Below are 21,270 nucleotides of genomic sequence, written 5' to 3'. Positions count from 1 at the left end.
AACAAAAATTTTATCCGAAACCTTTTTAAATTTTATCATTATTAAATTGTTTTTAAGTGATGCTGTAAATGATCCATATAATCCTGAATCAGATACTCTAATGTATAAATTCTTCGCTCTGTTTTCGTAGTATCACAGCTATTCTGCAAAACCTCATCCGGCATATTTTCAACAATATTGACAATCTGAAGATTGAGATATTTCCATAAATGAATAACATCAGAGGTCGGACTATTTTGATAGTTCTGCGCTCTTACCCAGAAATTCTGATCGTAAACAATATTTTCATTTTCTTTATATTGAGTGACCACAAACCTTCTGATATTCGTCAATGCACTGTCACAAAGATGACCTAAAATTTCCTTTTTAGACCACTTTTCTTCTGAAAATTTATCACTCCATTCTTCTTCAGGGATCGTTTTGAACCTCTCAAGCTCAGTCTCAACCGTATTTTTCAGAACCTGGTAATCCATTTTAATTAATCCAGGGTTGTATGACTTCCCACATAATGCAGGAATTCCTGTCTTGTAATAGGATTGGTTCTGAATATCCCACTCAATTCTGCAGTAATTGTTGAACTCGCTGTATCCTTAATTCCTCTGCAATTTACACAAAGGTGCTTTGCATCAATGATACAGGCTACATCTTTTGTTCCCAAAGCTTCTTTCAATGCATTTACAATCTGCATGGTCAATCTTTCCTGAACCTGTGGTCTCTTTGCATAATAATCCACAATTCTGTTAATTTTTGAAAGACCAATTACCTCACCATTTGAAATGTAAGCAACATGAGCTCTTCCGATGATCGGCAAAAAGTGGTGTTCACAAAATGAATATACTGTGATGTCCTTTTCTACCAACATTTGTCGGTATTTATATTTATTGGAAAAGGTAGAGATCCCCGGTTTATTTTCTGGAAGTAAGCCTCCGAAAATTTCATTCACATACATTTTTGCAACACGCCTTGGAGAATCTTTTAAAGAATCATCGGTCATATCCATTCCTAAAGTTTCCATGATCTCTCCAAAAAGCTGAGTAATTTTTTCTATTTTTTCCTGTGGCGATTTATCAAAAGCATCTTCCCTTATAGGCGTATGTTCTTTTCCAGTGAAAATATCATCGTCGTTATCAGTAAAATCAACCATTTTTTATAATTTGCAACAAAAATACGGATAAAATTGATTCATTGATTTCAATTGAATCCAAAAACATTATCTTTCACCCTCTATTTTTATAAAATTTATGATTATTGTTGAAGAAGTACAGAATGAAGATCAGAAAAAAGAATTTTTACAATTTCCAGCCGAACTCTATCAACAAGATAAAAATTATATCAGACCTTTAGACAAAGACATCGAAGAGATCTTTGATCCTAATAAAAACAGATTTTTTAAAACCGGCGAATGCAAAAGGTTTTTATTTAAAAATAAGGAAAATTCAACCCTCGGAAAGATTGCTGTTTTTATTAATACCCTTTATAAACAAGACCAGCCAACGGGTGGAATAGGTTTCTTTGACTGCATTAATGATCAGGAAACCGCGAACTTTATTTTTGATTATTGTAAAAACTGGCTTCAGGAAAGAGGAATTGAAGCAATGGACGGACCCATAAATTTTGGTGAACGGGATAAATTCTGGGGTCTTCTTACTGAAGGATTCTCACCTCCACTCTTCGGAATGAATTATAATTATCCTTATTACAAGGAGCTCTTTGAAAATTATGGCTTTCAATTATATTTTGAACAGCTTTGCTTTTCCAGACCAATCTTCGCCGAAGTTTCCCGGGTATTTAAAGTAATGCATGAAAAGCATAAAAGAAACCCGGCAATTTCTGCCCAACCCATGAAGAAAAATAATCTTGAAAAGTTTGCAGGAGATTTTACAGAAGTATACAATAGTGCCTGGACAACACATGGAGAAGGGAAAAAACTTGAAAAAGCCAAGGTTTTGAAAATGTTTAAAACCATGAAACCCATTATTAATGAACACATATCATGGTTTGTGTATGAAAACGAAAGGCCTATTGCTATGTGGATGAATATTCCGGATGTAAATCAATGGATCAAATACCTCAACGGAAAATTTGGCTGCATTGAAAAATTAAAATTTCTCTGGTATAAAAAATTCAGGAAGAATGAAAAAATGGTAGGTTTGGTTTTTGGAGTCATCCCCGAATGGCAGCGAAAAGGGATTGATGGATACATGATCTGGGAAGGGACCCAGCATTTGAGAATACATACAGATTTCAAAGTAACTGAACTTCAATGGATCGGAGACTTTAATCCCAAGATGATAAAAATTGCCGAAGCCCTTGATACCACCGTAACCAGAAAACTGGTGACCTATCGATATCTGTTTGACAGAAATAAAACATTTAAAAGACATCCTGAACTATAAATAAAAATCCCTGCTGATCAAACAACAGGGATCCCCTTTCATTTACACCTCTTCATTAGAATAATTCTCCCGCAACTTTCTTTATATTATCACTTTTACCCATAGAATAAAAGTGTAAAACCGGCACTCCAAAATCCAAAAGCTCTCTGCACTGATTGATCGCCCATTCAACACCAATTTGCTTTACCGCTTCATTGTTCCTGGCACTTTCAACTTCATTGATTAAATCTTCAGGCAGATCTATTTTAAATACCTGTGGTAACAGTTTTAAATGTCTCTTCGTAGCGATTGGCTTAATTCCAGGAATAATCGGAACCGTAATTCCCATTTCTCTTGCTTTTTGAACAAATTCAATAAATTTTTTATTATCAAAAAACATCTGCGTTACAATATAATCGGCACCTGCATCTACTTTTTGTTTTAGCCATTTCAGGTCATAATTCATAGATGGAGCTTCAATATGTTTTTCGGGATATCCGGCAACACCAATGCAGAATTTATTTAGCTCATCAGATATCTGGTCTTCGTCATGAAGATATTTGCCACGTCCCAGGTCATTGATCTGATACACGAGATCCATAGCACTTTCGTGCCCACCAGGTGTTGCTTCAAAATACTGATGCCCTTTCATTGCGTCTCCGCGGAGCGCCATAATATTTTCAATTCCCAGATACATACAGTCTACTAAAAGGTACTCTGTTTCCTCTTTGGTAAAACCTCCGCATAATAGGTGCGGGACAGTATCTACATTATATTTGTGCTGAATTGCAGAACATATCCCCAAAGTCCCCGGACGCATTCTTGTAATCTTACGCTCCACCAACCCATTTCCTTTATCGAGATAAATATATTCTTCTCTCGAGGTCGTCACATCGATAAAAGGAGGTTTAAATTCCATTAAGGGATCAATATTCCTATAAAGGTCTTCAATACCAATTCCCTTTTGTGGCGGAACAACTTCTAAAGAGAATAAAGTTTTTCCATTTGCATTTTTTATATGTTCTGTAATCTTCATGTTTGTTTAATCTGCTAAATTAGGTGACAGCCATTTTTTGGCTTCCTGAACGCTACACCCTCTTCTTCCGGCATAGTCTTTTAATTGATCTTCCGTGATTTTCCCTAAACCAAAATATTTTGCATGAGGGCTTCCGAAATAATATCCTGAAACGGCTGCTGTTGGAAACATTGCCAAACTTTCAGTAAGGTAAACTCCAATATTCTCTTCCACTTTTAAAAGATCCCATATTGTTTTCTTTTCCAAATGATCGGGGCAAGCCGGATATCCTGGAGCAGGACGCACCCCTTTATATTTTTCTGCAATCAATTCTTCATTACTCAAACTTTCCTGATTGGCATACCCCCAATATTCAGTTCTGACCTTTTTGTGTAAGAATTCAGCGTAAGCCTCTGCAAATCTATCGGCAAGAGCTTTTACCATGATGGCATTATAATCGTCATTAGCTTTTTCATATTCATTTGAAAGTTCATCCGTTCCAAAGCCTGTGGTCACACAAAAGGCTCCTACGTAATCTGTCTTTCCAGAATCCTGTGGAGCAATGAAATCACTTAATGCCAAATATTCCTTCCCCTTAGATCGCTGTGCCTGCTGTCTTAAAGTGAGGAATCTGGCTAATTCTTCGTTATTTTCGTTAAAGAGTAAAATATCATCGGTCTCATTGGCATTCGCCTTAAAAATTCCAAAGATGGCTTTTGCCTGAAGTAATTTTTCGTCAAGAATTCTCTTTAAAATAACCTGTGCATCTTTGAATAATTCTTTCGCCTGAACTCCGACCACCTCATCTTCTAAGATGTTAGGATACTTCCCATGTAAATCCCAGCTTCTGAAAAACGGTGACCAGTCAATGAATGGAAGCAATTCTCTCAGGTCCTGATTCTCAAATACAGTTACACCTAAATTATTCGGCTCAAAGATCTCCTCATTTGCCCAGTCAATACTGAAATGGTTTTCCCTTGCTTCTTCAATAGAAACATAATCTTTATCGACCTGTCTGTTCAGAAACTTTTCACGGAAATCAGAATATTCATCTTTTAAATCTGAAACGTATTCTTTATTCCTGTCTCCCAATAGTGAACTCACTACATTTACAGCCCTGGAAGCATCGTTAACGTGAACTACCGCGTTTTTATATTTCAAATCGATCTTTACGGCTGTATGCGCCTTTGAGGTTGTAGCCCCTCCAATCAGTAAGGGAAAGTCAAGATTTTGTCTTTCCAATTCTGAGGCGATGTATACCATTTCATCAAGACTTGGTGTAATCAATCCGCTTAATCCGATCACGTCAACTTTCTCCTCAATAGCAGTCTGGATAATTTTTTCAGCGGGTACCATTACCCCCAAATCAACAATTTCATAATTATTACAGCCTAAAACAACGCTTACAATATTCTTCCCGATATCATGCACATCTCCTTTAACCGTCGCCATTAGTATTTTACCATTAGCAGGTCTTGATCCGTCTTTCTCAGCTTCAATATAAGGTTGCAGATACGCAACGGCTTTTTTCATGACCCTTGCAGATTTTACAACCTGCGGAAGGAACATTTTCCCACTTCCGAATAAGTCTCCCACGACTCCCATCCCCGTCATCAAATTGATTTCAATAACGTGCAATGGTTTTTCAGCTGCCTGTCTTGCCTCTTCCACATCCTCTTCAATAAAACGGTCAATCCCTTTTACCAAAGCATGGGTAATTCTATCCTGCAAAGGTCTTTTTCTCCATTCAAGGTCCTCAACGACTTCCTTCTTTACCGATTTGTGCTTTTCAGAATAATCCAGAAGACGTTCAGTTGCATCTTCTCTTTTGTCAAGAATAACATCCTCTACAAGACCTAACAATTCTTTGTTAATCTCATCATATACTTCAAGCATCGCCGGGTTTACAATTCCCATATTCATTCCTGCCTGGATCGCATGGTAAAGAAAAACAGAATGCATAGCTTCTCTTACCGTATCATTTCCACGGAAAGAAAATGAAACATTACTCACTCCTCCGCTTACAGAAGCATATGGAAGATTTTGTCTCACCCACCGCGTTGCATCAATAAAATCAAGTGCATTTCTTCTATGCTCATCCATTCCAGTTGCAACCGGAAAAATATTTAAGTCGAAAATAATGTCCTCAGCAGGAAAATTGAGTTGATTGACCAGGATGTCATAAGAACGTTTTGAAATTTCGATTCTCCGGTCTAAGGTATCGGCCTGCCCCTCTTCATCGAAGGCCATTACAATGACCGCAGCACCATATCTTTTAATAGCTTTCGCCTGTTTTATAAATTCATCTTCACCCCCTTTTAAGCTTATGGAATTCACAACGCACTTCCCTTGAACCACCTGAAGTCCAGCTTCCAGGATCTCCCATTTGGAAGAATCGACCATAATTGGAATTCTGGCAATGTCAGGTTCTGAGCCTATCAGATTAAGGAATTTGATCATGGAAGCTTTTCCGTCGATCAGCCCATCATCAAAATTAACGTCCAGAATCTGCGCACCACCTTCTACCTGATGACGTGCAATATCCAGAGCTTCAGAGAATTTCTCTTCTTTAATTAATCTTAAAAACTTTTTAGATCCGGCAACATTCGTCCTTTCACCAACATTGATGAAATTACTTTCCGGTGTTATGATAAGAGGCTCAAGGCCTGATAATCTTAAATATTTCATATTCTTATTTACAATTTATAAATCTGATCATTCAACAGTACAACACGTACTGATCAGTTATCAGAGAGATACATTGTTATATTTATTAACCTTTCTTGGTTCATATTTTTCCACAAGATCAGCAATCGCTTTTATATGATCTGGGGTTGTTCCACAGCAGCCTCCAATGATATTGATCAATTTTTTTTCTACATATTCTCTTATCTGCTCCGCCATAAATTCCGGAGTCTCATCATATTTCCCAAAGGCATTAGGCAGTCCTGCATTAGGGTAAGCAGAAACATAGAAATCTGAATTATGAGCCAATGTTTCAAGATAAGGAGTCAGCTGATTAGCCCCTAAGGCACAATTGAAACCAACACTTAGCAAGTTCAGATGTGAAACTGAAATTAAAAAAGCTTCTGCAGTCTGACCACTCAAAGTCCTTCCCGAAGCATCAGTAATCGTCCCGGATACCATAATAGGAATTTGTATTCCTCTTTCATCCTGAATTTCATCAATGGCAAATAAAGCAGCTTTTGCATTGAGTGTGTCGAAAATCGTTTCTACCAGCAAAATATCAGATCCACCATCTAAAAGAGCTTCAGATTGTTGCTTGTACGCGATTCTTAATTCATCAAAAGTGATGGCACGATATCCTGGATCATTCACATCAGGACTCAGGCTGGCAGTTCTGTTGGTAGGACCTATAGATCCTGCGACAAATCTTGGTTTATCAGGATTTATTGCGGTGAACTCATCACAAGCCTTTCTGGCAATTTTTGCTGATTCATAATTCAGCTCATACACCAGGTCTTCCATATGATAATCTGCCATAGCAATCGTCGTTCCCGAAAAAGTATTGGTTTCAATGATATCGGCTCCTGCTTCAAGATACTTTTTATGGACTTCTTCAATAGCATGAGGCTGTGTAAGAGAAAGCAGGTCATTGTTTCCTTTTACTAAATGCGGATAATCTTTGAAACGTTCCCCCCGATAGTCTTCTTCTTCAAACTTGTATCGTTGAAGCATTGTTCCCATTGCTCCGTCAAGAATTAAAATTCTTTCTGAAAGTGCTTTATTTAATTGTTCTGAATTTTTCATTTGCAAGTTTTGGCCAAAGCCGGTATATTTTATTTTTTCATCAATGGGCCTTAGCCCATTCTTATTGAATTAATCCAGAGCCTGTTGCAGATCTGCAATAACATCTTCTACATTTTCCAACCCTACAGAACAACGAACAAGACCCGCTGTAATTCCTACTTCATTTCTCTCTTCATCAGTTAATTTCGAATGTGTAGTAGAGGCAGGATGTGTAACAATCGTTCTGGTATCTCCCAAGTTTGCAGATAATGAGCACATTTTTATTTTATCCAGAAATTTTCTTCCTCCTTCGATTCCTCCTTTTATTTCAAAAGCTACAATATTTCCTCCCAGCTTCATCTGTTTTTTTGCTACTTCATAGCTTGGGTGAGAAGGTAAAAATGGATATTTTACAAGCTCTACATTAGGGTGACTTTCCAAAAACTCAGCTACCTTCAAGGCATTTTCACAATGTTTTTCTACTCTGATTGCCAATGTTTCTAAACTTTTAGATAAAACCCATGCATTGAAAGGAGACATTGCAGGACCTGTATTTCTAGCAAAAAGATAGATTTCTCTTATCAGATCCTCTCTTCCTACTGCAACTCCACCTAGTACCCGTCCTTGTCCATCGATTAATTTGGTTGCAGAATGAACAACAACATCTGCACCATATTTAATAGGCTGTTGCAGATAAGGCGTTGCAAAACAATTATCTACAATAAATATCAGATTATGTTTTTTAGCAATTTTACCAAAAAACTCAAGGTCTAAAATTTCAATTGCAGGATTCGTTGGAGTCTCGAGATATAAAATTTTTGTATTAGGCTGTATAAGCTTTTCAACATTCTCTGCATCTTCTGCTTTGAAGTAAGTGGTCTCAATATTCCATTTTGGGAAATACTTTGTAAATAAGGTGTGTGTAGATCCAAAAACTGACTGACAGCTCACAATATGATCACCTGCATTCAGTAAAGTGGCAAACGTTGAATAAATAGCTGCCATTCCCGTCGCAAAAGCGTATCCAGCTTCCGCACCTTCCATTTTTACTATTTTATCGGTGAATTCTGTAACGTTTGGGTTAGAGAATCTGCTGTATAAATTTTTAGGTTTTTCTTCTGCAAAACTTGCTCTCATATCTTCTGCATCCTGAAAAATAAAACTGGATGTAAGATATAGCGGAGTCGAATGTTCATCAAACTGACTTCTTTCAGTCTGCGTTCTTATAGCAGATGTTTCAAAATTTTCCATATAGTTTTAATTTGTCAATGTACCAATGATTGCTAGACTGCACCATTGTTATATTGGTCCATTATTAATATTATTTAGTTTCGCTTACTCTTAAAATGTCTCCAAAAACACCTCTGGCAGTTACCTGAGCTCCTGCTCCGGCACCCATAATTACGATAGGGTTTTCACCATAGCTTTCTGTATAGATTTCAAAAATAGAATCTGAACCTTTTAATTGCCCTAAAGCTGATGTTGCAGGAACAGAAATCAACTTAACATCAAGCTGCCCCTTTTCTTTTTGCAAATCACCATGTAAATCACCTACGTAACGTAATACATGATCAGCGGCCTGATTTTCTTTGACATTCTGATATTCTGCATCCAGTTCTTCCAATCGTGAAATGAATTCATTTTTCCCGATAGAAAGAAGATCTTCAGGAATTAAGTTCTGAATATTAATATCGTTGAATTCATTAATCAGATCAAGCTCTCTCGCAAGAATCAAAAGTTTTCTTGCCACATCATTTCCTGAAAGGTCTTCGCGTGGATCCGGTTCAGTAAACCCTTTTTCCATTGCCTCGCCAATTACTGTTGAAAACTTATCATTTCTTACAGAGAAATTATTGAAAATATAACTTAGAGACCCCGAGAATACCCCTTTAATCCTAGTGATATTTTCTCCTGAAAGGTGTAACAGTTTAATCGTATCAATTAAAGGCAAACCCGCTCCAACATTGGTTTCATAAAGATATCGTCTGTTGTTTTTATTTAACGTATATCTTAGTTTACGATATTCTTCGATAGGAAGTGTATTAAAAATCTTATTAGAAGAAACCAGATCAAATCCATTTTCTGCTAAGGCATGATAATTTTTAACAAAATCCTTACTTGCCGTGTTATCAACTACGATTAGATTTTCTAACTGATTTTCTTTTGAAAAATTGATAAGTTCGTCAACATTAGAAGGGCTTTCCGCTACTGAAACCTCATCATTCCATTTATTATCAAACCCTTTTTTGTTGAATGCTATTTTTTTAGAATTGGCAACAGCCACTACTTTAAGATCGATTTTTTTTCGTCTCTTAATTTCCTCTGAAGATTCCAGCACCTGATCAATTAAGGTTCTCCCTACATTTCCATGACCAATAATTGCTAAATGAACTGTTTTAGGTTTTTTCGATATTTCAGATTCAATGATGTTTTTAGTTTTCTCATCCTGTGATGAAGTAACGACTATATTCACTCTTTTTTCGCTTGCAATTTGATTGAGTAGTAAAGGAAAAACATTATTCCTGGCCAGTTCAGTCAATAACTTATTAAAGTCTTCCACTACAAATCCTAAAACAGAAACGTTATTAATACTATATATCTGGGATACTTTTCCAGACTTTCTTTCTGATTCAAATTCGTCTATAAGGCAATTCACTGCGTTTTCAGAATCATTTTCGTGAACTAAAATGGATATCCCGTTTTCTATGGCCTGTTGTGAAATGACCCCAACGCTAATTCGTGCTAAAGTAAGTGCTTTAAATATTCTTCCATCGATTCCGATTTCTCCTAAGAAATCCTCTCCTTCAAATTTGATGATTGATCTATTTTTTAAAAATTTTATTTCGTTAACATTTTTCATCTGTACATTCTTTATTATTTAGTATTGTTACAAAAAGCTTCGAGTTTGCTCAATTTCTTTCTGTGACAAAATGGTTTTAATGATATTATTTAATTGTTTATATTCCATTAGGAAGGCGTCATGCCCATGAACTGAGGTGATCTCGTGATAAGAAACATTCTCTTTTTTACCTTTCAGTTTTTCAAAACAAGCCTTGATTTCTGAAGCAGGAAAGAATAGATCTGTATCAACGGAGATCATGTGCATTCGTGCCTGGATACCTTCCAACATTTCTTCATCTGCGTTAATATTCATCAACAAATGGTTCATCAGCTTGTAGGATTTCAGACTAAATCTTTCATTAAGTGCATTTCCATGATACTCAAGCCAATCTTCTGATTCCAGTTTTTGCTTTTCGGTATTGTATTTATTTTGAAATCTATTGTTTAAAGATTGTGGCGTCCTGTAGCATAACATGGCATGAATTCTTGCTTTTTGAAGCGGTTCATCATTTCCATTCAATAAAAACTTCTGAACGAGACACTGTGCATGCAGCCAATCGTGTGTTTTGAAATCGCAGGCAATTGGAATAAAGATTTCAGCGAGCTGTTGATTTTTAACAAGCATTTCCCATCCTATTCCTCCTCCAAGAGAACCTCCAATGATAGCATATAGTTTTTTGATATTCAGAGATTCCAGACCTTTTAAAAATATATTGGCTATGTCTGAAGGGGTAAAATCTTCGTATCCTTCAATTAAAAAATCATCAAACCCATTTCCGGGAATATTGAAACACAGAATTGTATACATACTGATATCAATCACCTGCCCATCTCCTACCAATTGTTTCCACCAACCATTTTCCCCTGAAATATTAGAGTTCCCTGTAAGGGCATGATTAATTAAAATAACGGGTGCAGTAAACAGGTCTTTCCCGAAGATCTGATAGCTCAACGGGATATGATATTCCTTTCCGGAATTTGTTTGATAAGAAAGATTAATATGTTTTAGTTCTGTTTCCAATTCTATTATATATTATTTATAATACAATTGAAAATGCCATGAGAAATGGCTGAAGAACTTCAGTAAGTTATCTGTCCAAAAATTAATTCGGTAGAACGTAGCACCTTCTTCGCTTGCGCAAAGGGTTGCTAAGGTTTCATAGGGTCTAATCCCTCAACCTTTCTTGATAACATTTTCAATATGTGAATGATCGAATGGTGCAAAGATATAATATTTTATTTAAAATTTTAAACAAAAAAATAATTTATTCTCAAAAACACCGTAATCATTAGAGTTACAGGGATATGTTAATAATTATTCAGATAGAAAAAATTGGAATTATTTTTCAAAAAAATTACCTTCGTAGTGAAAAATGATGAATTATGTCTGCAGAAAAACAAAGATTACAAGATACAAAATGGAAAAATTGGGGGCCCTATGTAAGCAATAGGCAGTGGGGAAATGTTCGCGAAGATTACAGTCCCAATGGCAATGCCTGGAATTTCACCAACCATGATAAAGCAGAAAGCTACGCTTACCGTTGGGGAGAAGAAGGAATAGCTGGAATATCAGATGCTAAACAGCTTTTTTGTTTTGCTCTTTCATTTTGGAACGGAAAGGATAAAATGATCAAAGAACGTTTTTTCGGATTGAGCAACCCTCAGGGTAATCATGGCGAAGACATTAAAGAGATCTTTTATTATCTGGATAATACCCCTACCCATAGTTATATGAAGATGGTATACAAATATCCCATCAACGAATTCCCTTACGACCACCTGCTATCTGAAAATGGAAGACGCAGTAAAAAAGAAGCAGAATATGAAATTATTGACACCGGGATTTTCGATAATAATGAATACTTCGATATTTTTATTGAGTACTGTAAAGTGGAGGCCGATGATTTTCTGTTAAGGGTAACAATCTGCAACAGAAGCCAGCAAGATGCACCTATTGTTGTTGCACCTACTGCGTGGTTTAGAAACAACTGGAAATGGGGCTATAATACTTATAAGGGGCAACTTCATGCCTCATATGAAGGCTGTATTGACATTAATCACGACAGCATTTCTATTAAAAAGTTTTATTCAAGAAACACCAATGCGAAGAGCATGTTTTGTGATAATGAAACGAACACTCCTAAGCTGTATGGAGCTCCTCTTACAGAAAACACCTATTTTAAAGATGGTATCAATGATCATATCATCCATGGCAGTAACAGCATCAATCCTGAAAAAAGAGGGTCTAAAGCTTCTTTTATCATTGATGAAGTTGTTGGCGGTGGCCAATCAAAAACCTTTGATTTCAGGCTGTCACCCCACGAGATGGATGAGCCTTTTTTTCAATTTGATGAAATCTTTACAACCCGGATTGCAGAAGCCAATGAATTTTATAATGAAGTTCAACATGATGTAACAAATGAGGATGAAAGAAATGTCCAGCGTCAGGCCTTTGCAGGATTGCTTTGGAACAAGCAATTTTATCATTACAATGTTGGTAAATGGCTGAAAGGAGATCCAAATTTTGATGCACCAAGAGATTTCAACCATTACGTAAGGAATACGGAATGGAATCATATGCATAATAAGGATATCATTTCCATGCCTGACAAATGGGAATACCCATGGTATGCCACGTGGGATCTCGCTTTTCATTGCGTTCCATACGCATTAATCGATGCACAGTTTGCAAAGAACCAGCTTCTATTGTTAACCAAGGAGTGGTATATGCATCCCAATGGACAGCTTCCCGCTTATGAGTGGAATTTAAGTGATGTAAATCCCCCTGTTCACGCATGGTCTTGTTTCAGGGTTTTTAAAATCGACGAGAAAACAAATGGTAAACCTGATTTATTATTTCTCGAAAAAGTTTTCCAAAAATTACTTCTGAATTTCACCTGGTGGGTCAACCGTAAAGATAAAAACGGGAAGAATATTTTCGGTGGTGGTTTTTTAGGGCTTGATAATATTGGAGCCTTCGACCGCAATATGGAACTGAAAGATGGTGAGCATCTGGAGCAGGCAGACGGTACAAGCTGGATGGCTATGTATGCACTGAATATGATGAGAATAGCAATGGAACTGGCTCAGTATTATCAGGTATATGAAGATATGGCTATTAAATTCTTTGAACATTATCTTTATATTGCTGAAGCCATGGAGAATATGGGTGATGGAAAAGAGGGATTATGGAATGAGGAAGATGGATTTTTCTATGATGTATTGCAATTGGCTGATGGAGAAAGTGTAACGCTCCGCCTGAGAAGTATCGTTGGCTTGATTCCTTTATTCGCTGTAGAAATTATTGATCATAGCTTATTGGAAAAAATGCCGAATTTCAAAATAAGAATGGAATGGGTATTGAAAAATAAGCCCGAGCTTACAAAATTAGTTTCCCATTGGGATGAAGAAGGACATGGCCGAAAACACCTGATGAGTATTTTACGTAAAAACAGGCTTTCAAAAGTATTAACCAGAATGCTTGATGAAAAGGAGTTTTTAAGTTCTTACGGAATCCGGGCAATGTCAAAAGTATATGAAGAGAATCCTTTTGTATTCTCTGTTCATGGTACGGAAAATATTGTTTACTATACCCCTGCAGAAAGCGACAGCAGGATGTTCGGTGGAAACAGTAACTGGAGAGGGCCCATCTGGTTCCCTATTAACTTCCTGATCGTTGAAAGCTTACAGCGTTTTCATTTTTACTACGGGAATAGCTTAAAAGTGGAATTACCAACAGGAAGCGGAGACAAGAGAAATCTCGATGAAGTAGCCCAAAATATCAGTAACAGACTATGTTCTATATTTTTAAAAGATGAAAATGGGCAGAGAGCGTTTAATGGTGGAAATAATAAATTCAATTATGATGAACACTTTAAAGATTACATCACTTTCTATGAGTATTTCCATGGAGATAATGGCCGGGGCGTTGGTGCCTCTCATCAAACAGGATGGACTGCCACTGTAGCGAAACTCATAAAACCCAGATAAACGTATCGTTTTGAAGAAGCACCTCCCAACTCCCATGCATTACATATAATTCTAATTGATAATAATAATTTAACAACAAATAATCAATTATAATGAATTATAAATAAATAATAACTATATTTGCGCAACAATATATAGAAATAACGCAACACTTTTCTTTGGCAACTTCGTCATCCTTGAAAAGTTTGTTAAAATTCTAAGGTGATAAAACACCTTCAAAAAACTAATAATAAGCAATAAAGCCAGATTTGTAATCTGGCTTTTTTATTTTATATAGAGTATCACTATATTTTTTCCCCATTTACAAAAACTTCATACCCAATTTCTACATTAGGTTCTAATGTTTTAGAAACCGAGCAATATTTTTCAAATGATAACTGGGCCGCTTTTTGAGCTTTACTAGGATCTATATTTCCTTCTAAAAAGAATTTAACCATTATCGCTTTAAATGGTTTAGCATCTCCTACCGGCACTCTATCGCCCTCTACTTCAGCCTTGAAACCTGTAATTTCCTGTCTTTGCTTTTTCAGTATGGAAACGACATCTATTCCGCTACATCCTGCCACTGCCATTAAAACACTTTCCATAGGGGAAACTCCCTTAGCTCCTGGTTCTGATGTATTATCTAAAAGGATAGAATTTCCTTGAGAATTGGTACATTCGAATAAAAAATCATCGTTTATTCTATTGAGTGTTATTTTCATTGTTGAATTGTTATTAAGGATTAGAATTTGCCTTTAACACAAAGGTCTTTAGAAAAGTTTATAGGTACAAAATTATAAAATTCCTCTCGCTTTTATTTCGAGATACTTATTGATAACATCGATATTTAAATTTTCCGGAAGGGTATATACTGTATAAATCCCATATTTTTTAAGTTCCTGAATGATCAGTTTCTTTTCAAATTCAAATTTCTCAGCAATAACCTCGTCATAGATTTCCTGCATACTCTCAGGATTTTTATGAATTAAAGTCTGGAGCTCTGAATTTTTAAAAAATACAACTACCAATAAATGGTTTTTTGCAATGCCACGAAGGTACTTCAATTGCCTGTTTAGCCCATCCAAAGTTTCAAAATTCGTAAAAAGCAGAATCAGACTCCTCTGGTTGATGGAGTATTTTACATCCTGGTAAAGCCGGTTAAAATCACTTTCAAAAAAATTGGTTTTGATATTATAGAGAGATTCAGAAATTTTCTTTAACTGCCCCGATTTATTTTCAGCGGCAATTTTATTTTCCGTTTTCTTAGAGAAAGTCATCATTCCGGCCCTGTCTCCTTTTTTAAGTATAATATGTGCTAAAGCCATGGTTGCGTTAATAGAATAATCAAGCAGACTCAATTCCTTAAATGGCATTTTCATTGTCCTCCCGGTATCAATCAACATAAAAATCCGCTGGGATTTTTCATCCTGAAACTGATTCACCATTAAGCGATTGGTTTTTGACGTTGCCTTCCAGTTAATTGTCCGTATATCATCCCCTGGAACATAATCTTTGATCTGCTCAAACTCCATGGTATGACCAAGTTTTCTTATCTTTTTGATTCCCCCGAGTAAAAATTCACTTTGCAAAGCCATTAGCTCATATTTTCGGAGATGGATAAAGGAAGGATAGGCAGCTAAATTAGCATCTTTCTGAAAGTTAAACCTTTTTGAAACAAAACCGATAGGTGAAGCAGCGTAGATATTTAAGCTTCCAAAATTATATTCACCCCTCTCTTTCGGTTCTAAAATATATTGGAAGTAAGTATTTCTCCCTGACCCAATTTCTTTCTGAATTAAAAAGTCTCTTTTCTGAAACTGAAAAGGGATTTCATCAATAATTTTAGTTTGGATTTTAAATCCGTAATTATTTCTAATATCAACTTTTATCGGATTTTCGTCCCCATTGGATAATTTTTCAGGTAAAATTCTCTGTGCTAAGATTCCATCTTTTTGATTAAAAAGCAAAAGATAATCCACCATTGCTGCTAAAAAGCACAGCAATAACACAGCATGAGCAATATACATAAAGAATGGAAAGAAAAATGATAAGACATAAAGTATCCCCACTCCTATCAGTGTGAAAAAAAACCGGTTATTGATGTATAAGTTTTTCATTTTTCAGGTTGCAGATGGAAGGTCTTAGGTTGCAGCTTTATGAATTTACTGCAAGGAATTAATTAATCCGTTCAACATTTTTGAAATTTCTATAATATCTTTATTTAATTTTGTACACTCATTTTCTTCCAGGAAATTTAGGTTTTTAGAGATGAGTAATTGGGTTTCAATTTCTGAACAACTTCCTGCTACCTATCTCGGTATTTCTATTCCCTCTAAAATTTGTCTTATAATTTCATCGGCACTTAATCCTTCCATTTCTCTTTCAGGCGAAACTATTACTCTGTGTCTTAATACTGCGTAACTTGCTTCTTTGATATCCTCCGGAGTTACAAAATCTCTTCCTCTTAAAGCAGCGAAAGCTTTTGAAGCAGTCAGTAAAGCTAAACTGGCCCTTGGTGAAGCCCCCAAATATAAAAATTGGTTCTCCCGTGTATTGACAATGATTTTAGCAATATATTCCATTAGCTGAGCTTCAACAATGATTTCTTTTACCAGCTGTTGATAGTTTTTTAATTGTTGAGCGGTAATAACACGTCCCACGGCTTCAGTTTTATCTTCTGTTCTGCTTTCGTGCTGATTTTTTATAATTAAAATTTCCTGCTGCAAATTAGGATAGCCTACATTTATTTTAAATAAGAACCTGTCTAATTGAGCTTCCGGAAGACGGTATGTCCCTTCATGTTCGATAGGATTCTGTGTGGCCACAACTAAAAAAGGCTCTTCCATTGTGTACCGGGTTCCATCCATCGTCACCTGTCTCTCTTCCATTACCTCAAACAAGGCTGCCTGGGTTTTTGCTGGAGACCTGTTGATCTCATCAATTAAAATAAAATTGGAAAAAATAGGGCCTTTTTTAAATTCAAATTCTGAATTTTTCATACTGAATACTGATGTCCCCAGAATATCCGAAGGCATTAGATCAGGTGTAAACTGAATTCTGCTAAAGTCTACATCAATTGTTTTAGCTAACAATTTAGCGGTAATCGTTTTAGCTACTCCCGGAACCCCTTCAATAAGAACATGACCATTCGATAACAGTGCCGCTAAAAGATGTTCAACCATACTCTCCTGTCCGACAATCACCTTTGCAATTTCACTTTTTACTTTTTCCAGACTTACCCGAAGTTCAATCATATCGATCCTAGATTGAAAATCATTTTCTTTCTTATCTAAATTGATAGAACTTTGATTTTCTACATTTTCATTTTCAAGGTTTTCCATAAAATTTTAATTTATCATTTGTCAATGTACCGATCCAGCAATCTTCCTGGACTGTTACACTGTTATATTATCAACGTATTATTTCATCCAGAATTCTGTTCAACCTGGTGAGATCTTCTTTCATTACACTTGCATAAGGATCCTGAGCTTTCCGGATGAGATCGATGGCCTCATTAATTACTTCCGTGCTCTTCCCTGTTTTCAATTGCAATTTCTTAGCAAATTCATCATCTAGATTTTGAGTATCAATAAGAAGATCCATTCTTACTTTATTGAGGAAATACTGGGCTTTTTTAGCCATCATATCATGAAAATCTCCCTCCTGCAAATAAAGATTCCCTATACTTTTCACAAACTCAACCGAAGTATTTTTCAAAGGTTCAGTTACCGGGACTATCCTTTGTTTTCTTTTAGCATTGAAAAAGATAAACAAGATAAGCCCTCCTAAAAATACCCACCACGCATATTTCAAAGCTGGTTTTGACAAGATAAATCTCATAAAAAACCGTGAAGAAGCTTTAGCACCTGCTGCCTCTACAAACCAAAGAGTTTCTTTGTCATTAAGATACGAAAAAACATTTTGTGCATATTTTATATTTCCGGATTTAAGAATGTAATAGTTGGTAAGAAATAGCGGCTCACAATGAACGTAAATATTCCCTTTGCCAAATTTCACTTTGATAAAATTAGCCTGATCAGAATTATCTTTTTCAACTGTTTTACCTAAAATTTCAACACCAGGTTTAACATATGAAAAACCACGCCCTGAAGGAAATTTATCTAAATTAATAAAATCATTTTGATATTTCTTATCAGTAAGCTTTAAAACATTTTGATCATTAAATGAGATCTGCGAGTCATAATAACCAATACTATCAGAAATTTCTTTAGGAATTTTACTGACAATCAGCATTGCATCAGAGCCTTTAGAAACTTCACTTAGTATACTTCGCCATGATTCTTTGTCAATCTCTTTTTCTACAATTAAAATATTAGAAGAAGACTTTTTATTCTGGTTATAATAGTCATAAGGCGTCTGATCAATCTTTCGGAGTTTGTCACTAAAAAGATCTTTTGATTCTTTATTAAAGACGAATAGTCCGAAGGGGGATTTTTCATTAACGTCAAAATTCTTCCTCCAATCTGTAACCTCTTTTTTGTTAACTTCAAGCAATGCCAGGATCACCATGATAATGATGAAAATTACAGCATATATTTTGAAAGTCTTATTCATTATTAAAGGTTTAATTAAGGTTTAAATGTTTGGTATTGGCTTTTAAATTTTAAATAATCCTGCTCATTAATACTAAATTCTCCGTACCATACATAATCAAATATATGGGAAAGATTGGAGAATTCTTTTTTCAGATGTTCAGCCTTGAGCTCTGCAACATAATCTTTATTGGTTTTCTGAGGATTCCAGGCAATCAACTTTTTATCACTCAATTTCTTAAGGATAAATAAAAACTGGTAACGAACGGCTGAACGATAATCCCCAGCTATTTCGAACTGAGAAATGCTTTCAGGGAAATTGATCTCGTGAATATTTTCATGCAATTCTTCTGTATGAATGTTCACTTTTTTATTCTTTTTTCCAAAGAAGAAATTTCCATCTTTACTGATGAGATACCTTATGATAAAATATAAGAGAAATCCAATGAGAACAATGGCAAATAATCGCATAACAATGGTAGTGATCTTTGCAGATGTCCCAAAACTATTTTCACCAAAAATACCTTCAATAATCCGGGCCAGTTTCCGCTGTAGTTTTTGCCAAAATGATTCTTTGGGTTTTATAGTCGTATAGTCGAACTCACTTCCTTTATAGCGCTCTTTTAGGTCTTTCTTAAACTTTTTTGGATAAACCGTGTTATCCGAGATTGGATGTTTTATTAATACAGAATCCGCCCGGTACATATTTTTATAATGCCCCGTACTCAATGAATCTTCAATATACTCTTCTACCGGTGAAGAATCACCTCCATTTTGAGCATAAGTAAATCCTAGTGAGAAAAAGATCAGTAAAAAGAAAACAGTTTTATTCATTATTACCGATAGTTTCTATTTCTGCAAATTCTATTTTTTGATGAAGGTCAGCTCTGCTGTCATAATACATCAATCCTGAATTGACATACATTAAATTAGAAAGAAAGAATGAAAGCAACATTGAAATTCCATAGACCACAAAAAATAAGATTCCCATTGTTCCCTGAAAAGGATTTTGTTCGAAATTCCCGTCAGGTGCCGAAGTCAGAATCGAACTGTAAAAAAATATCATTGGGATAAATGTAAAAATCGATGTCACTATGTAAATAATAAGAAATATAATTATTGTTGCTCCCCAATACTTCCAGTAGGGAGATTTCTCCCTTCCGTTTGCATAAGAAAACTGAGATCGAATAGAATAACTTAAGCTTTCAAAAAAGCCCCGTTCACTATTAAAATAATCATACATCAAAAATGTCACAACATTGAAAAGTGTTGGATACACCAACAATATGATAAATATTCCAATAATGATCAGTATCAAAGCATAGGAAATCCCCATCACAATAAATGCCAGAGGGGTCACAATAAATATCATACCCAGGCAAAGAATACCAATTCTACCGGCATTATTTTTAAAGTCGCTCAGAATATCATCTGTCCTAATCTTTTCTTCTCCACGGGAGATTCTTTTCAGATAAAAAACGGGATAAAGATAATTAACAATCATAAGGATTAAGAAAAGTAAAAAAGTCAATAGTCCTACAACGATCAGCATTCCGACATTATCTTCAAAATATTGCTGGAAATAATAGCTATTGCCATTCATATTGGAACCAAACAACTGTGAAAACAATTCTTTATATCCAAAGATAAAAACCGTCACCATCAGGATCAACAGCAATCCATTTAGCAGAATATAGTTTTTAAAATAATTCTTTCCATATAATTTAAAAAAATTGAAACTATCACTTATAAAAGTTCCAAAGTCCCTTTTTTTATAAAACTGCATCATGTATGTTTTTATTAATTTTTTTATTAACCACAATTGGATAGATAAAATAATAATATCCAATGACCGTAAGTGATCCTAATATAATGATTAAATTAAGAATGACCGGCATCTTTAAAGCATGCCTTGTGATGTACCCCTCAATAATCCCGGCACAAATTGTGAAGGGAATTGTACTTAAAAATATTTTGAATGAATCCTTAAATCCATTTTTAAATGAATTGAATCTCGATAATGTCCTTGGAAATAAAATGGATGCCCCCAGAATCAATCCGCACATTGCTTCCACAACCATGGCAAAAATTTCAAAAACACCATGCAGCCAGATCCCTCTTGCACTATCTTTTAGCGCTCCATAATCATAAAAAAAATATTGAAATGAGCCAAGCATTACACTATTTGAAAGAAGCGCATACAATGTACCAACTCCACCAAAAACACCATATATGAATAGCTTTGCCCCAACACCTATATTATTAAAAATAATCCCTATTGTACTTCCCCACGTGGATCCGCTTTGATAAACCCCTACAGCATTTCCTTTTTTGATATTTTCTATAGTTTCATTCACATAACTTTCCCCGAGGATGATCTTCACAAAGTCTTTATCGTATATGGCAGAAAGTACTCCAATAGCAGTAAACAGAGCAAAAAATAAAAACGCATACGTTAAATATCTTCTGTATTGATATACCAGCAGAGGCACCTCAGTCTTGAAGAAATACAGAATCCTGTTTTCCTCTATTCTTTTCGTTTTGTAAATTTTTTGAAATATCTGCGAAGACAAATGGTTTAAATAAACCGTCGTATTGCTTTTAGGGTAATAAGTCTGGGCAAAAGAAAGATCATTGATCAGGTTGATATATAGCGAAGACAGGTCATCCGGATTTTTTTTTATTTTCCCTTGAATAACCTGTTCAATTCCCAACCATTTTTCTTTATTTTGTTTTATGAAATAAACTTCTCTCATAATCTAAG

The 21,270-nt window shown here is 35.4% G+C and carries 17 protein-coding genes, 1 pseudogene and 1 riboswitch; of the genes and pseudogenes, 2 read left to right on the top strand and 16 right to left on the bottom strand.

Features of this window, described 5'->3' with window-relative positions; all coding sequences use genetic code 11:
* Nucleotides 1-41: 41 nt before the first annotated feature.
* Nucleotides 42-473 (bottom strand): DinB family protein, encoded by a 432-nt coding sequence (locus CEY12_RS17085; protein ID WP_089028833.1) that lies wholly within the window; start codon nucleotides 471-473, stop codon nucleotides 42-44.
* 5 nt (nucleotides 474-478) lie between these two features.
* Nucleotides 479-1,144, bottom strand: coding sequence for a GTP cyclohydrolase I FolE (folE, locus tag CEY12_RS17080; protein ID WP_089028832.1), 666 nt, complete (start codon nucleotides 1,142-1,144; stop codon nucleotides 479-481).
* A 97-nt stretch (nucleotides 1,145-1,241) separates the two neighbouring features.
* Between folE and CEY12_RS17075 the strand changes: the two genes are divergently transcribed.
* Entirely contained in the window at nucleotides 1,242-2,396 is a 1,155-nt protein-coding gene (locus tag CEY12_RS17075; RefSeq protein ID WP_089028831.1) for a hypothetical protein, read from the top strand.
* 55 nt (nucleotides 2,397-2,451) lie between these two features.
* On the opposite strand, the gene metF is transcribed toward CEY12_RS17075, so the two are convergent.
* From metF to CEY12_RS17045, 6 genes are all read right to left on the bottom strand, one after another.
* Nucleotides 2,452-3,411: a methylenetetrahydrofolate reductase [NAD(P)H] gene (gene metF / locus CEY12_RS17070; RefSeq protein ID WP_089028830.1), complete on the bottom strand. Its 960-nt coding sequence runs from the start codon at nucleotides 3,409-3,411 to the stop codon at nucleotides 2,452-2,454.
* Nucleotides 3,412-3,417: 6 nt separating this feature from the next.
* On the bottom strand, nucleotides 3,418-6,078 hold the full coding sequence (gene metH / locus CEY12_RS17065; protein ID WP_089028829.1) for a methionine synthase: 2,661 nt from the start codon (nucleotides 6,076-6,078) through the stop codon (nucleotides 3,418-3,420).
* 60 nt (nucleotides 6,079-6,138) lie between these two features.
* Nucleotides 6,139-7,161: a homocysteine S-methyltransferase family protein gene (locus tag CEY12_RS17060; RefSeq protein WP_089028828.1), complete on the bottom strand. Its 1,023-nt coding sequence runs from the start codon at nucleotides 7,159-7,161 to the stop codon at nucleotides 6,139-6,141.
* A 69-nt stretch (nucleotides 7,162-7,230) separates the two neighbouring features.
* Nucleotides 7,231-8,391 carry an O-succinylhomoserine sulfhydrylase gene (locus CEY12_RS17055; protein ID WP_089028827.1) on the bottom strand — a complete coding sequence of 387 codons (1,161 nt, stop codon included), beginning with the start codon at nucleotides 8,389-8,391 and terminating at the stop codon, nucleotides 7,231-7,233.
* A gap of 70 nt (nucleotides 8,392-8,461) precedes the next feature.
* Nucleotides 8,462-10,000: an ACT domain-containing protein gene (locus CEY12_RS17050; RefSeq protein ID WP_089028826.1), complete on the bottom strand. Its 1,539-nt coding sequence runs from the start codon at nucleotides 9,998-10,000 to the stop codon at nucleotides 8,462-8,464.
* A 27-nt stretch (nucleotides 10,001-10,027) separates the two neighbouring features.
* The gene (locus CEY12_RS17045; RefSeq protein WP_089028825.1) at nucleotides 10,028-11,002 is read right to left on the bottom strand and encodes an alpha/beta fold hydrolase; all 975 of its coding nucleotides are present in this window, start codon (nucleotides 11,000-11,002) and stop codon (nucleotides 10,028-10,030) included.
* Nucleotides 11,003-11,066: 64 nt separating this feature from the next.
* A riboswitch (SAM riboswitch) is annotated at nucleotides 11,067-11,175 on the bottom strand.
* A 189-nt stretch (nucleotides 11,176-11,364) separates the two neighbouring features.
* On the opposite strand from CEY12_RS17045, the gene CEY12_RS17040 reads away from it, so the two are divergent.
* Nucleotides 11,365-13,971, top strand: coding sequence for an MGH1-like glycoside hydrolase domain-containing protein (locus CEY12_RS17040; RefSeq protein ID WP_089028824.1), 2,607 nt, complete (start codon nucleotides 11,365-11,367; stop codon nucleotides 13,969-13,971).
* A gap of 284 nt (nucleotides 13,972-14,255) precedes the next feature.
* Here the strand turns inward: CEY12_RS17040 and CEY12_RS17035 are convergent, their stop codons facing one another.
* The 8 genes and pseudogenes from CEY12_RS17035 to CEY12_RS17000 form a co-directional block, all read right to left on the bottom strand.
* The gene (locus CEY12_RS17035; RefSeq protein ID WP_089028823.1) at nucleotides 14,256-14,675 is read right to left on the bottom strand and encodes an OsmC family protein; all 420 of its coding nucleotides are present in this window, start codon (nucleotides 14,673-14,675) and stop codon (nucleotides 14,256-14,258) included.
* Between the two features lie 72 nt (nucleotides 14,676-14,747).
* The gene (locus tag CEY12_RS17030; protein WP_089028822.1) at nucleotides 14,748-16,070 is read right to left on the bottom strand and encodes a DUF58 domain-containing protein; all 1,323 of its coding nucleotides are present in this window, start codon (nucleotides 16,068-16,070) and stop codon (nucleotides 14,748-14,750) included.
* A 45-nt stretch (nucleotides 16,071-16,115) separates the two neighbouring features.
* Nucleotides 16,116-16,247 (bottom strand): annotated as a pseudogene (locus CEY12_RS22885) (four helix bundle protein); the annotation flags it as partial.
* 15 nt (nucleotides 16,248-16,262) lie between these two features.
* On the bottom strand, nucleotides 16,263-17,294 hold the full coding sequence (locus CEY12_RS17020) for an AAA family ATPase (RefSeq protein WP_089028821.1): 1,032 nt from the start codon (nucleotides 17,292-17,294) through the stop codon (nucleotides 16,263-16,265).
* 70 nt (nucleotides 17,295-17,364) lie between these two features.
* Nucleotides 17,365-18,528 (bottom strand): hypothetical protein, encoded by a 1,164-nt coding sequence (locus tag CEY12_RS17015; RefSeq protein WP_089028820.1) that lies wholly within the window; start codon nucleotides 18,526-18,528, stop codon nucleotides 17,365-17,367.
* A 14-nt stretch (nucleotides 18,529-18,542) separates the two neighbouring features.
* Nucleotides 18,543-19,340 carry a DUF4129 domain-containing protein gene (locus CEY12_RS17010; RefSeq protein WP_089028819.1) on the bottom strand — a complete coding sequence of 266 codons (798 nt, stop codon included), beginning with the start codon at nucleotides 19,338-19,340 and terminating at the stop codon, nucleotides 18,543-18,545.
* Nucleotides 19,333-20,292, bottom strand: a complete 960-nt coding sequence (locus tag CEY12_RS17005) for a DUF4013 domain-containing protein (protein ID WP_228409720.1) — start codon at nucleotides 20,290-20,292, stop codon at nucleotides 19,333-19,335. The genes CEY12_RS17010 and CEY12_RS17005 overlap by 8 nt, the downstream gene beginning before the upstream one ends.
* Nucleotides 20,279-21,262: a stage II sporulation protein M gene (locus tag CEY12_RS17000; RefSeq protein ID WP_089028817.1), complete on the bottom strand. Its 984-nt coding sequence runs from the start codon at nucleotides 21,260-21,262 to the stop codon at nucleotides 20,279-20,281. Before CEY12_RS17000 ends, CEY12_RS17005 begins: the two co-directional genes overlap by 14 nt.
* Nucleotides 21,263-21,270: the final 8 nt, after the last annotated feature.

It is taken from the genome of Chryseobacterium sp. T16E-39 (assembly GCF_002216065.1).
GTDB lineage: Bacteria > Bacteroidota > Bacteroidia > Flavobacteriales > Weeksellaceae > Chryseobacterium.
This window is presented reverse-complemented; position numbering and strand designations above follow the sequence as displayed.